Raw genomic sequence first — 13,090 nt, forward strand, 5'->3', positions numbered from 1 at the left:
AGTATATATAGCGGCAGCAGCTTTTTTATCTTTAGGATTATTTTTAAAAATTTTTATCTTTATAAAAACACTTTTATTTTCATAAAGATAAAGTTTTTCATCATTAAAACTTTGCCTACTTTTCTAACCTTGATTAGAAAAAGTAGGCAAAAGTACTCTACAAAAACACTCAGTGTTAAGTTTAACCCAATAGTGATAAAGCAACCTGCGGAAGTTGGTTTGCTTGAGCGAGCATTGCAGAACCTGTTTGTTGCAATACTTGATTCTTGGTCATTGCTGACGTTTCCTTCGCAAAATCTACATCCACAATACGGCTCTTGGCATCAGCAACGTTTGCCTGAGTATTCGCACTATTGCTGATATTATGCGCTAAGCGGTTTTGAACAGCACCCAAATCAGCACGTTGGCTATCAATGGTTTTAATGGCTGCATCAATTTTCTTCAAAGATGATGCTCGAGCGGCTGAGGTTGTGTTACCTAATGCCGCAACTGATAAAGATGTTTTATTACTGGCTTTTACTGTAACTTTAATATCTTCACCTTCTTGGTGACCTACTTGGAATACTTTACCACCAGAAAAGGTACCTGTAAGCAATTTGGTATTACCAAAAGCCGTGCTGTTACCAATACTATCTATTTCTGTTGCCAATTGATCCATTTCAGCTTTTAAAGCTGCTAAGTCAGCAGTACTGTTAGCACCGTTTTCGGACTGAATCGTCAAGTCACGCATACGTTGTAACATGTTTGTTTGTTCTTGCATCGCACCTTCAGCAATCTGGGCAATAGAGATCGCATCGTTAGCGTTACGCATCCCCACTTCTAAGCCACGAACCTGGCTATTTAAGCGGTTAGAAATCGCTAGACCGGCAGCGTCGTCTTTTGCGCTGTTGATACGCAGACCACTGGATAGACGTTCCATAGAGGTTGCTAAACCACTACTGGAGGTATTTAAATTTTTCTGTGCCTTCATCGAAGTCACGTTAGTATTAACTGTAATAGCCATGTTGAGTTCCTCTTCCTAGTTATACCGCCAAGGCTTGGAGCTTGGCTAAATTTTTAACAATTTATCTTACAGAGGGTTAGGTCTTTGCTTTCTGTTAAATAAAGTCAAACAGGGAAACAGAACCCACCTTACTAAACACGTTAGAGACTGCGTTCAATGCAAGCTGTTGCTTTTCAAATTCCGTAATCGCTGACGCATAATCCAGATCTTCCAGTAGTGAAAGTGCCGAAGTATTCACCACTTTCTCTTCTGTATGAGTATCTTTATAACGCTCGACGGCTTTCAGATTATTCCCTGCGACACTTCTGGCAGAACTCATCTGATTGACGCCACTGTCGATATTATTCAATATCTGTGCCAACTGAGCTTTACCTTGTGGGGAGTTTGCGGCATTAGGATCTTCGATCAACGCAATCGCACTACTGATCGTGTCGAAAATACTCACTTCGGCCTGAGGCTCCATGCTGAAACTATCGCCAGCACTGGGTTTACCATCTATCTTGACCTCTATACCATTAAAACTCACGGGGGTCGTGGCATCGAAGTTGGCCACGTTAGCGACGGGATTGTTAGCCGAATCCAATACCTGTAAATTGACGCCACCAGCGCCATTATCCGTAAAATTAAATGTATATGTATCAGCCACATAAGTTGCCTGATCAGCAATTTTTGCCGTTTGAACCTTAAAGTCACCTTGTTGGCTGGCCAAATAATTGACGCTATAATCGCCCAGCCCATTGGGTGCTTTCATAAAAGCTTGATCGCCAGGAATATTCGTTCCGATTGCGACACCTGACTGAACCAGACTATCGCGCACGCCAGAGTCGCCGCTGTATACGATCTTTGGCGGATTTGAGTTATCAAAAGCAAAGGGTTGTTTATCGGTGCTGAATCCAGAGAACAGATAATTGCCGGACTCATCTTTACTGTTGGCAAGGGAAAGCAATTCTTTGAGGCTGTCTTTCATCTCATCGGCAATCATTTGCCGCTCTGAGTCAGAGAGGGTGCCATTGACAGCACGCATCAATTGCTCACGAATAGAGCCAGTTAAATCTTCGGCATTGCCTAACTTGCTTTCGGTCACTGCAAGGCGATTATTGGCATAATCAATGTTCTTCATAAATTGATCGACCAGAGCATTGCGTTGATTCAGGTTATCAATCCCTAAAGCCGCTACGGGATCATCCCCTGAAGTATTGACCTTTTTGCCACTACTTAGCTGTTCTAAAACTTTGCTTGTTGCAGTTTGTTTTTGCAGCACGCTAGTAATACTTTGATTAAAGAGCTGCGCAGTTGATAATCGCATCGTCACTTCTCCTAACGTACTGAAGTCAATAGGCTGTCAAAAATTTGCTGCGCGGTTGACATAATCCGCGCTGAAGCCTGATAAGCTTGTTGGAAACGCATCAAGTTGGCCGCTTCTTCATCTAAGTTAACACCTGATTCACTTTCTACTCTGGCGTAGGCTTGTTTGTAGATAGCTTCTGCAGAACCGACTCGCACTTCAGCCGCTTTTGTTTGACTACCAATATCCTGTTTGGTCTGTTCAAAGACATCCGCAAGTGTTGACTTACCACCATTCATCACTTTGGTTTCACTCAGCTTTGCCATTGCAACGGCATTGGTGTTATCGCCTTCGGCAAAGGATAAGTCGAAGGTAAATTTGTCACCCGCAGCTGCAGCGCTACTCTCGACTTCAAAGGTAAAACCAAAGGCACTGATGCTTGGCGGCGTATAAGGTGCAGCAGCACCAAGGGATGTGCCTGTTGCATCAAAGGCTTCAAAGGTCGGCGGCACGGCTGTTGTGTTTAACTGAATGGTCAACTCGCCTCCCTTTACCGGAAAATTCGCCGCATTACGGTCAGTAATTTGCGTGAGCTTAACTTGAGTGTTACCTGAGTTCGCGGTATCAGCGGTAATTTTGGGTGCTGCGGCTGCAATACCTTTAGGATCGGTCATCACCACTTCAATGCCATTGGCGGCACCTGCGGTTGGGCGTATTGAAAACCGATCTCCAGAGGCCATGGCCCCAGCTTTAATGTCAATTGAAAAACCAGCGCCGCCTTCTAACTTTGTGCCATTTAAGGTAAGCGGAGTAATCGCACCCGTTTGCGTATCTCGCAGTTCATAGGTCGAAGGTGCAGTAAAAGATAACTCATATGATCCACCCGTTAAGGCGCTGGTATCGTCGATATTAACACCTAAGGTCGCGTTGCCAGTGTTATCTGTAAAACCACCAACCCGGCCTAAGGACATCAATGGATCGTTGATATCTTTGAACATATTTGCGCCAACTTGACCGTTAAGATCAAATCCTTGCGCCTGCAGTTTGTTAAAGCTGTCAGCCACGCCTAAGGCCAATTGATCAAGCTCTAAGCTGGCTGGCATTAAGGTCTGATCACGGTATTCAAATAACGCCCCCAACTGACCGCCTAACTTGCTTGGATCAGCCTTTACACTCTGTGAACCAATAGAAGACATCAACTGCAATTCATTTGGGAAAGGGTCACCTGTTGCCGTACTCATTGACATAGCAACTTCACCAGAGACCAACATAATAGAGCCGCCTAACATAATGCTCTTGGCGCCATTTTCTAAGGGTATAACATTGACCTGCGCATACTGACTAAGCTCTTGCACTAACGCGTCTTGCTTATCTAATAAAATCGGATCTTGATTAGGTGATTTCATCAACTCAAGGTTGAGATTAGCAAGTTCAGTACTGATCTCATTGATGCGCTTAGTCATCCCGGTGATTTGATCATTGGTCTGATTAAGTTGCCCATTCAAGGTCGACTGCATTTGGTTCAAACTATTCGCCAATTGTTTGGCATCGTTTAAGGTTGAGCTACGAATACCTAAATCTGCGGGTAAATCCGCCAAGCTGTTGAGGCCAGCAAACAAATCGTTCAAGCTCTGTGGTACCACTTTGCCAATCTGGGAGAAAATTTGGTCTAGCTCACTTAGCTTGCCAAAGCTGGCTTCTGCCGCACTCAGAGTCGTTTGGCCAATACGCAGCTCACGCGCAGCATAGTCGTTATAAATACGTTTGACGTCAGATACATAAGTTCCAGTCCCATAAAAGCCACTGCCAAGACGCTGGGAATCTAAGGTGGTTTGCGTCGCCACTTGTCTGTGATATCCCACAGTATTAGCGTTGGCGATATTATTACTGGTCACCCCCAGTTGCGACTGGGAAGCGAGCACCCCTGTACGGGCAATATTTAAAAGATCGATAGCCATTAGCCGATACTCCCCAATACTAACGTCTTATGAAGAATGATCATTTGTCTTCTCCTGGCAGTATCGACTTCAGCTCTTCACTGATTGACTGCATGACTTTAATCACTTTTTCAGCATATTTAGGATCGGTTGCGTAACCCGCTTCCTGTAATGCACGGATAAACTGAGTCGGTGAAGCCGCCACTTTCTTGGCATCTTGATAGCGCTCACCGTCAGCAATAAAGGAAACAAAATCGTTAAAACTGTGCTCAAAATCGTTGTAAACACGGAAATCGGCTTTTTGCCTAACGGCAATACCCTGTTCAAATTCCAAGGTACTCACGTTAGCTTTATCACCTTGCCAACGACGATCAGCTTTAATATTGAACAAATTATGGCTAGGGGCTCCATTGTGGCCACGGACAATTTTTTGTCCCCAGCCAGTCTCAAGGGCCGATTGAGCTAATAACACTTCAGGTTTAGTGCCAAGGGCTTTCGCGGCCTTTTCGGCATGGGGATATAGCGTCGCTAAAAACTCTTCGCGGCTACCAAACTTGAGCGTCTTTTGCGTTTCTCTAAATGCCACAGTCGGCAATATTTGGCCGCTGATGACAGGTTCAATCGCTGATAAGGGTTGCTCTGACCAAGTAGGCTTAGGCGTATCGATGGCCAGTAAGCGCTGAGGCCTATCAATGTCAAGTGAAGAGGTGACGCCATTGTTGTCTTCAAATTCAACACTTGGGCGGGCAATTGATGCTGGCACACCTTGCGCAGCAACCACGGGAGTGTTAGCCGTTTCAGCCACTGCGGTTGATGGCGTTTGAGCCGGAATGTTGAGCGCTTTAGCGTCATGTTCCAGTTTCATGCCACCGTCATTACGCAGCACGGATGCCGGTGTAAACGGGCTAGACTCAGGGGATAACTGCTGCACCATCATGTCCGCCAGTCCCAATACGCCTTTATCCGATAAATCGACGGATAATTGCTGATCCCGCATCTGCTCATAAAACTTAGTGTATTGGCTATTGAGAGGGCTATCGGACTCGAACACCGCATTTGCGTCACGCATGCTCTTCATTAGCATTTGTACAAAAACGCCTTCAAATTGTTGGGCGACTTTTTTCAAGGCGCCCTTTTCATCTTTCTGAGCCTGGGCACGCAGGTTATCCAGCCCGCCCAGATCAAGAAAATGTGATGAACTTGAAAGCTTTTCCATGATTTTCCCGACAGAAATTAGATGATGATAAGTTCACCATGCAAAGCTCCTGCCACTTTTAACGCTTCTAGAATTGCAAGCACATCTGAAGGCGCTGCCCCCACTAAGTTTACGGCGCGAACTAATTCATCTAAGGTCGTGCCTGGATTAAACATAAACATCCGGCGATCACTTTCGGTAGCATTAATCGTGCTATTACTGGTCACTGTTGTTTGACCATTCGCTAGCGCATTTGGCTGAGACACCTGAGTCGCCTCGGCGATAGTCACAGTCAAACCACCATGAGTCACTGCAGCAGGCAATAACTTGACATTCTGCCCCACCACAATCGTGCCCGTGCGCGAATTCACAATCACTTTGGCGGACTCCTCAGCAGGTTCCACCTCAATGTTTTCTAGCGTGGCTAAAAAGGATACCCGTTGAGATACATCCCTTGGCGCACTGACCTGAATCGACGTTGCATCCAATGGACGCGCCATATCAGGGCCGAGCAGATCATTAATCGCATCGGCCATGCGCTGCGCGGTCGAAAAATCCGAGCGACGTAGGTTAAACGTCAAATAATCACCAGTGGAAAACGGCGTTGCTACACTGCGTTCAACAATCGCGCCATTAGGAATACGGCCAACGGTGGGTGTGTTTTGAATCACTTTAGAGCCATCCAAACCATCGGCACTAAAACCACTGACGACTAAGCTGCCCTGGGCAATTGCATACACATTGCCGTCAACCCCTTTAAGGAAAGTTTGCAGTAAGGTTCCACCACGTAAGCTTTTTGCCTCACCCAAGCTTGAAACGGTCACATCTAATTCTTGACCAGGCTTGATAAAGGCAGGCATATCAGCATGCACAGCGACCACCGCCACGTTTTTGATTTTGGGTCTAAAATTTTCAGGCAAATTGATGCCGAAATTTTTTAGCATAGTGGTGAAGGTTTGCTCAGTGTAATTGGTTTTCTCCCCTGTACCCGGTAACCCCACTACCAAGCCGTAACCAATTAACTGGTTATTGCGCACCCCTTGCACATTGGCAATATCTTTAATGCGTTCTGCCTGGCTGGGCATAGAAAACGCCAGCATAATCACGGCAAAAATAAGTTTACATTTCATGATACAACTCCTTAAAAGGGCCACCAATCGCTCATAAAGAACTGGCTTAACCAGCCCACTTTTTGCGCTTCAGCAAAGGTACCTGTACCGCTATATTGAATACGCGCGTTGGCCATACGGGTTGAATCGATTGTGTTATCTGGCTTGATATCCTGCGAGCGCACAATACCGGTCACGCGGATAAACTCATCACCATTGTTGATTGAAATCCACTTTTCACCGCGCACAACTAAGTTACCGTTATTGAGCACTTGCATAATATTGGCGGAGATACTGCCATCTAAGCTATTGCTTTGATCTGCATCGGATTCGCGCTTAGTATTCATGCTATCTTTGTAGCGTAGGTCGAGGGGGATACCGCCTAAAGACAGATTACTGCCCCCAGCATAAACCGGATCGAGCGTCATATCAGAGCCTTTTTTGATCTGATTACCAGCACTTTTTTTAGCTTGGGTCGCTTCTTTTAGTACGATAGTGATAATGTCGCCGACTTTATGGGCGCGAATATCCGAATAAAGACTGGCCGCTTGACTATCTTGGTAAATGGACCCTGTGGCTGCAATCTTGGTTGGTGGCGCTTCGGGGTAAACAGGAGCATAGAAGGGATCATCCGCAATCGGCTTCTTTGGGGTTGAACTACATGCCGTCAGCAAGAGCGCAGCGGCCAATAGTAAATATCTAGCCATGATCATGTGCCTCTATAAATTCTGATTCACATAAGCCAGCATCTGATCGACCGCCGAAATGACTTTGGAGTTCATCTCATAAATCCGCTGACTTTCAATGAGGTTAACCAGTTCTTCGGTCACGTTCACGTTAGAGGTTTCTAACGCGCCTTGACGAATCGCCCCCATACCATCCAAAGATGCAGTACCTTGGATCGGTGTACCACTCGCACCAGTTTCGGTGTACAAGTTTTGTCCCATAGGATCTAAACCCGATGGGTTAATAAAGTCGGTCATACTGAGCTGACCTACGACTTGGTTTTCTGCTGCGCCCGGTGTTTTTACCGAAACTTCACCTTCGGCTGATACCGTAATACTGGTCGCATCTTCCGGAATCGTGATCGGTGGTTGCAACACATAGCCCGAACCCGGCGTTACAATTTGCCCTGTATCATCTAAGGTAAATTGACCATTGCGGGTATAAGCTGTGGTGCCATCGGGTAACTGAATTTCGAAAAAACCAGGGCCTTCAATCATCAGATCAAGCGAGTTATCCGTGGTCAGCATATTGCCTTGGGTAAACATTTTTTGAGTAGCGACCACTTTGGTACCCGCACCAATATTTAAGCCATTTGGCAACTTAGTGTTTGAGGCACTAATGCCCCCAGCTTGGTTAACCGTTTGATATAACAAATCTTCAAATACCGCGCGGCTCTTTTTGTAGCCTACGGTGCTGGCGTTAGCGACGTTGTTTGAAATCACCGAAATATCGGTTTGCTGTGCGTCTAAGCCAGTTTTACTAATCCATAACGCTGGATGCATAATTTATCTCCTAACTAATCCGCATTAACGAAGATGATGCACGGTCGTTTTCTTCCGCGGTTTTCATCATCTTTACTTGCAATTCAAATTGTCGCTGTAGGTCAATTAAAGACACCATCTCATCCACGGGATTGACGTTACTGCCCTCTACTGCGCCACTTTCAACAAATACACTGGGATCAGCTGGGGCAGGATCACCAGACACCAAACGGAATAATCCATCCTCGCCACGCATCATTTGTGAATTGCCGGGGTTAACCAGCTTTAACCGTCCAACCTCTTCGACGACTTCCGTCGTCGCACCTTGAGGCCGCACTGAGATAATCCCGTCCTGTGAAATAGTGACCTTTTCAATCGGCAGCGGTAATACAATCGGCCCCGCATCACCCATTACCGGATTACCACGGTCGTTATGCAATAAACCCGTCGAGTCAAAACTGAGGCTGCCGGAGCGGGTATAGGCCTCACTGCCATCTTGTGCTTGCACAGCGAACCAACCCTCACCTTTAATGGCAACATCAAGATCGCGTCCAGTGCTTTTAATCGGACCTGAACGAAAATTGGCGGAGGGGGTTTCAACCATAGCAAACACCCTTGTAGGCAGTCCTTCACCAAAGGCTTGCATCGATCTGGCTTGTGCCATATCAGACTTAAATCCGTCGGTATTGGCGTTAGCTAAGTTGTTGGCACGCAATGCCAACTCATTCATATTTTGCTTAGCACCGCTCATGGATATATAGAGGAATTTGTCCACAGACTGCTCCGTCAAATTTTCAACATGACAATAGCAAAGCAAGCATCATGCCAATAAAACAAGCAGCTAATTGACTGATAAATTAGAAATGTTTAATAAGAAAGTGAAGGCATTACAGAAAGAGGCTAAGTGTTGCCGTAAGCGGCAACACTTAGAAGAGGGATAAAACAACTTAACGAATTTGCAGTACAGTTTGTTGCAGCGTGTTATTCACTTCCAATGTACGTGAGTTGGCTTGGAAATTACGTTGGGCTGAAATCAAATCCACAAGCTCGGTCGTCAAGTCGATGTTAGATTGCTCTAACGCCGAAGAACTGAGACTACCAAAGGTGCCACTATTAGGCTCACCAGCCAAGGCTGGACCTGACGATAAACTCGCCTTCCATGAAGTATTCCCCACTTGCGTCAAACCTTGTTCGTTCGCAAAACGTACTAAAGCAACACGGGCTAATGGCACTGTTGAACCATTGGAGTAACTCGCAGTGATTAAACCATCTTCACCGATTTCGACATTGGTTAAACGTCCAACAGTGGTACCGTCCTGTGACAATTCAGTGGCAGCAAAAGGAGCTGAGTATTGCGTTGGCGCATTGAACTTGATATTTACTGCTTGGGTGCCATCTGCACCAGGACCTAAAACGCCAGCACCACCAACCCCTAACGCTTCCGTGGTCACTACCGCAGGATCACTCCCAGTATACACACCAACAGAGTTAAACTTCAGAACCGATCCCTTCCAGCCACCTGCGGTTTGAGCTGTGCCTGTTGCATCGGGAGTACCATCACCATTGGTGTCAGTCTGATATGTACCAGCAGGGCCAGAAATATCAACTTGTTTACCATCAATGGCATAGTAGGCAACCCAGTTGTTTTCACCATTGTAAGAGCCGTTGTTTGGCTTCACAAAATAGGTAGTCATGATATGTGGCTCACCCAATGAGTCATAAATCGTCATGGATGTCACGCTGTTGTAAGTTTTGGAGTCTAAGGGATCAAAAGCAGCAGGATCGAGTGAACCTTCTTTCGCATTGAGGTTCATCTGCAAAGTCACGTTTTCAGTCTGAACAGGGCTACCCGCGGTATCAGGAATTTGCACAGGTTTAGCCGTCGTTAAACTGACAGAAGTGGAGTTACCATCTTTATCCACCGGGAAGGTCTGCAAAAAATTACCTGCAGAGTCAACCATATAATTATTTTTATCGACTTTAAATGCACCAGCACGGGTAAACTGATGATCCAATGTACCGATCTCAGACGCAGTCACAAAAAAACCACCGCCTTTAATCGCTAAATCCAATGAGTTATTGGTCAACTGCAGACTACCTTGGTGGAATTGCTGCGCCACTTGGCTTGTTGCCACCCCGCCCCCCACAGCCGTTTTCGAGTTTGAGAAAATTGAATTAGCGTAAACATCCGCAAATTCAGCGCGCGATTCTTTAAAGCCAATGGTATTCGCATTCGCTATGTTGTTCGCCGTAGTGTTCAAATCTTTCTGCGCAGCAGAAATGCCACTCAATGCAATGTTAAACGACATAATTTACCTCTACATTTGCTCAATTCAATACTGGACAAGTAAAGTCCATTTACAATCTTGATAACCATTAAACTTCTGTAATAGCAAGCACATCCGACAACTTAAAGGCCATCCCCCCTTTGAGGTTCAAAATGGCACCGGTCGCTGCAGTACCTAAGGAAACACTGGTCACATGCCCATAGGTCGATACTGCTAACGCTTGCGATTTATCATTCACCAAACCCGATGCTTTGATGGAGTAATTGCCTGCGGCAACAGGTTCCCCTTTATCGTTCAAACCATCCCACTTGACATCAGTGTTACCGCCCTTGCTACCATCGACAGTAAATGTTCTGACCACTTGCCCTTTCTCATCTTCGATTCGAATGTTGATGACGGGAATTTTTTCTGAAGTACTGATTACGCCATTTAAACCAGGACTTTCTGCAGATACATACCCAGTATCAGTCGGTAATAGCACTTTACGTCCGACTAATCCCGATGCTTGTAATGCTTGGCTCGATGTCATCACACTGTTTAAATTAACAATTTGATCATTAAGCTTAGAAATGCCATCAACGGTAGAAAACGATGCCATTTGCGCAATCATCTGATCGTTATCAACGGGCTTAAAGGGGTCCTGCATCGATAACTGCTGACTAAGTAATGAGAAAAAATCCTCTTGAGTCAGCTGCTGACTCTTTGCTTCAGGAACTGCTGAATTACTTGGTAAACGTAATCCATCCAGAAATGGATTGCCGGTAGAATTAGTCGACGTCTTGGTGTTATTGGTTGATACCGTATTCGGTTGATTTTTTGTTTGAGTCAACTGCGATGAGGTTTGACTCACTTGGTTAATGAGGCTCACAACTTACCTCCTAAATAACGCATATTATTTACCCATCCCAAGTGTTTGTTGCAGCATAGATTTTGCCGCCTCAGCCACTTGAACATTCATCTGATATGAGCGAGAGGCAGAGATCATGTCCGCCATTTCTTCCATGACATTCACATTAGGCTTATAAATAAAGCCATCACCATCCGCCATCGGATGATCCGGCGAATACTCTTTTAATAAGGGCTTATCACTCTCGACTATGCCTTTCACCGTGACACCTTGAGAGGCCTGTTGCTGACTCTGGGCCTTTGCCATTTCGGCTTCAAAAATGGGATGACGTGAACGGTAGGTTTTATCAATACTGCTAGATACTGAATCGGCGTTAGCAATGTTACTCGCGGTGGTATTAAGCCGCAGAGACTGGGCTGACATGCCAGAACCCGCAACATCGAAGATATTAAATAACCCCATGATTAATCCCCTCTCAGCGCTTTTTTCATGCCGCTAAATTTACTGTCTAAAAAACCCAGAGACATTTGATATTCAAGGGCATTTTGCATAAATGCCGATTGTTCTTGTTGAATATCTACAGTATTGCCATCTCCAGTATCGGGTTGATTCGGCACACGAAATTTAACGTACTGTCCAGTTAATTGAGCCAAACCAAAATGCTGCTCATCACCGGTCATCTCTAAGCTGTTTCGCTGCTGTTGCTGCGTTTTGGCAACATTTAAGGCGGCAGAAAAATCGACGTCACGGGCTTTATAATGTGGCGTATCAGCATTTGCGATATTGCTTGAAATCACTTCAGCCCGCTCAGCACGGATCCCCAACGTGAATTGGTGAACACCCAGTGCCTTATCAAAATTAATCGCCATAAAATTGCCTCCATCATGTCACTCACGGGAACAAAGCAATTCATGTGCCAATACGCTAATAGGAGATAAGAATATTTTGAAGGGAAACACTTGGTAAAAAAATTACCGAATTTGTTCGGTAATTTTTATTTAAAATCAATAAATTATGTTTTCTTTTGGTAATAAATGCCAGGGTTACAACGAACCATATCAAATTCATCAGTAAGGCCAGCAATGGATTCGGATGCGCCCAAAAAGAGGATACCTTTAGGATTTAACGCGGCAGCAAATTGCCGCAAAATTTTTGCTTTTGCCTCAGGGGCAAAATAGATCAACACATTTCGGCAAAAAATGATGTCAAACTTACCCAGCAAAGTGTAACTCTCAAGCAAGTTATGGGCACGAAAATTCACTAAACGTTTAACGTTATCTTTTACCCGCATGTTACCTGAAGGCAAAGCATCAAAAAACTGCCGCTTACGTTCGTCAGACAATCCACGCGCTAACGCTAAACTATCGTACTCGGCATTTTTACAACGCTCCAACATGGAAGGAGAAAGATCCGTAGCTTGAATCGAGGCACCACCTGACAGCGCACCAGGTTTTTTCTGTTGATACTCTAATATGGTCATAGCCAAGGAATATGGCTCTTGGCCAGATGAACAAGCTGCAGACCAGATCTTCAAAGGTCGACCCAACCTACTGTATTCAGGCAGCAGCACATTATTTAGTAATTCAAATGGATAACGATCACGAAACCATAAGGTTTCATTGGTGGTCATGGCATCTATCACTTCAGCCCTTAAGGCGCGCTCCGTAGGCTTCATCGAATGCTTTACCACATCGGATAACGAAGGTAAGTTATATTTGCCCATCAACGGTGCGAGACGACTACGAACTAGGTATTGTTTGTTTTCCCCCAATACGATGCCGCTATGTTGTTCTAGGAACAACCTAAATTGATTATATTCTGCTTCTGCGAGTGATTTATCAGGCACATTCACGTCCTAGATCCTATAGCAAGCACCAAAATAAGTGCACAACAATCATGTAATAAGGGCTAGATTATAGCGTAAAGCTCTACTAGGCAC

Annotated in this window: 13 protein-coding genes; all 13 read right to left on the reverse strand. The window is 45.2% G+C overall.

From position 1 onward, the window contains the following. Nucleotides 1-181: 181 nt before the first annotated feature. Nucleotides 182-1,003: a flagellin N-terminal helical domain-containing protein gene (locus H9J30_RS01570; protein WP_240129391.1), complete on the reverse strand. Its 822-nt coding sequence runs from the start codon at nt 1,001-1,003 to the stop codon at nt 182-184. Between the two features lie 94 nt (nt 1,004-1,097). Continuing rightward, on the reverse strand, nt 1,098-2,309 hold the full coding sequence (flgL, locus tag H9J30_RS01575; protein ID WP_240129392.1) for a flagellar hook-associated protein FlgL: 1,212 nt from the start codon (nt 2,307-2,309) through the stop codon (nt 1,098-1,100). Nucleotides 2,310-2,320: 11 nt separating this feature from the next. Further along, entirely contained in the window at nt 2,321-4,246 is a 1,926-nt protein-coding gene (gene flgK, locus H9J30_RS01580; RefSeq protein ID WP_240129393.1) for a flagellar hook-associated protein FlgK, read from the reverse strand. 40 nt (nt 4,247-4,286) lie between these two features. After that, nucleotides 4,287-5,441: a flagellar assembly peptidoglycan hydrolase FlgJ gene (gene flgJ / locus H9J30_RS01585; protein WP_240129394.1), complete on the reverse strand. Its 1,155-nt coding sequence runs from the start codon at nt 5,439-5,441 to the stop codon at nt 4,287-4,289. Nucleotides 5,442-5,458: 17 nt separating this feature from the next. Beyond that, nucleotides 5,459-6,550 carry a flagellar basal body P-ring protein FlgI gene (locus H9J30_RS01590; protein WP_240129395.1) on the reverse strand — a complete coding sequence of 364 codons (1,092 nt, stop codon included), beginning with the start codon at nt 6,548-6,550 and terminating at the stop codon, nt 5,459-5,461. 11 nt (nt 6,551-6,561) lie between these two features. Beyond that, nucleotides 6,562-7,236, reverse strand: a complete 675-nt coding sequence (flgH, locus tag H9J30_RS01595) for a flagellar basal body L-ring protein FlgH (protein ID WP_011073127.1) — start codon at nt 7,234-7,236, stop codon at nt 6,562-6,564. Between the two features lie 12 nt (nt 7,237-7,248). Further along, nucleotides 7,249-8,037: a flagellar basal-body rod protein FlgG gene (gene flgG / locus H9J30_RS01600; RefSeq protein WP_011073128.1), complete on the reverse strand. Its 789-nt coding sequence runs from the start codon at nt 8,035-8,037 to the stop codon at nt 7,249-7,251. A gap of 10 nt (nt 8,038-8,047) precedes the next feature. Next, entirely contained in the window at nt 8,048-8,791 is a 744-nt protein-coding gene (gene flgF / locus H9J30_RS01605; protein ID WP_240129396.1) for a flagellar basal-body rod protein FlgF, read from the reverse strand. A gap of 172 nt (nt 8,792-8,963) precedes the next feature. Beyond that, the gene (gene flgE, locus H9J30_RS01610) at nt 8,964-10,325 is read right to left on the reverse strand and encodes a flagellar hook protein FlgE (RefSeq protein ID WP_240129397.1); all 1,362 of its coding nucleotides are present in this window, start codon (nt 10,323-10,325) and stop codon (nt 8,964-8,966) included. Nucleotides 10,326-10,392: 67 nt separating this feature from the next. Beyond that, nucleotides 10,393-11,172 carry a flagellar hook assembly protein FlgD gene (flgD, locus tag H9J30_RS01615; protein WP_240129398.1) on the reverse strand — a complete coding sequence of 260 codons (780 nt, stop codon included), beginning with the start codon at nt 11,170-11,172 and terminating at the stop codon, nt 10,393-10,395. Nucleotides 11,173-11,196: 24 nt separating this feature from the next. Beyond that, complete coding sequence (gene flgC / locus H9J30_RS01620; RefSeq protein ID WP_240129399.1) at nt 11,197-11,613, reverse strand: flagellar basal body rod protein FlgC; 417 nt, start codon at nt 11,611-11,613, stop codon at nt 11,197-11,199. A 2-nt stretch (nt 11,614-11,615) separates the two neighbouring features. Next, nucleotides 11,616-12,020 (reverse strand): flagellar basal body rod protein FlgB, encoded by a 405-nt coding sequence (flgB, locus tag H9J30_RS01625; protein WP_240129400.1) that lies wholly within the window; start codon nt 12,018-12,020, stop codon nt 11,616-11,618. A 143-nt stretch (nt 12,021-12,163) separates the two neighbouring features. Next, complete coding sequence (locus tag H9J30_RS01630) at nt 12,164-13,003, reverse strand: CheR family methyltransferase (RefSeq protein WP_240129401.1); 840 nt, start codon at nt 13,001-13,003, stop codon at nt 12,164-12,166. Nucleotides 13,004-13,090: the final 87 nt, after the last annotated feature.

It is taken from the genome of Shewanella cutis (assembly GCF_022410515.1).
Lineage (GTDB): Bacteria > Pseudomonadota > Gammaproteobacteria > Enterobacterales > Shewanellaceae > Shewanella > Shewanella cutis.

Bases quoted from the DNA above. Each gene is read 5' to 3' on its own strand.
- flgL (WP_240129392.1), bottom strand. From the start codon at position 2,309: ATGCGATTATCAACTGCGCAGCTCTTTAATCAAAGTATTACTAGCGTG.
- H9J30_RS01570 (WP_240129391.1), bottom strand. From the start codon at position 1,003: ATGGCTATTACAGTTAATACTAACGTGACTTCGATGAAGGCACAGAAA.
- flgG (WP_011073128.1), bottom strand. From the start codon at position 8,037: ATGCATCCAGCGTTATGGATTAGTAAAACTGGCTTAGACGCACAGCAA.
- flgH (WP_011073127.1), bottom strand. From the start codon at position 7,236: ATGGCTAGATATTTACTATTGGCCGCTGCGCTCTTGCTGACGGCATGT.
- flgK (WP_240129393.1), bottom strand. From the start codon at position 4,246: ATGGCTATCGATCTTTTAAATATTGCCCGTACAGGGGTGCTCGCTTCC.
- flgJ (WP_240129394.1), bottom strand. From the start codon at position 5,441: ATGGAAAAGCTTTCAAGTTCATCACATTTTCTTGATCTGGGCGGGCTG.
- flgE (WP_240129397.1), bottom strand. From the start codon at position 10,325: ATGTCGTTTAACATTGCATTGAGTGGCATTTCTGCTGCGCAGAAAGAT.
- flgB (WP_240129400.1), bottom strand. From the start codon at position 12,020: ATGGCGATTAATTTTGATAAGGCACTGGGTGTTCACCAATTCACGTTG.
- H9J30_RS01590 (WP_240129395.1), bottom strand. From the start codon at position 6,550: ATGAAATGTAAACTTATTTTTGCCGTGATTATGCTGGCGTTTTCTATG.
- flgC (WP_240129399.1), bottom strand. From the start codon at position 11,613: ATGGGGTTATTTAATATCTTCGATGTTGCGGGTTCTGGCATGTCAGCC.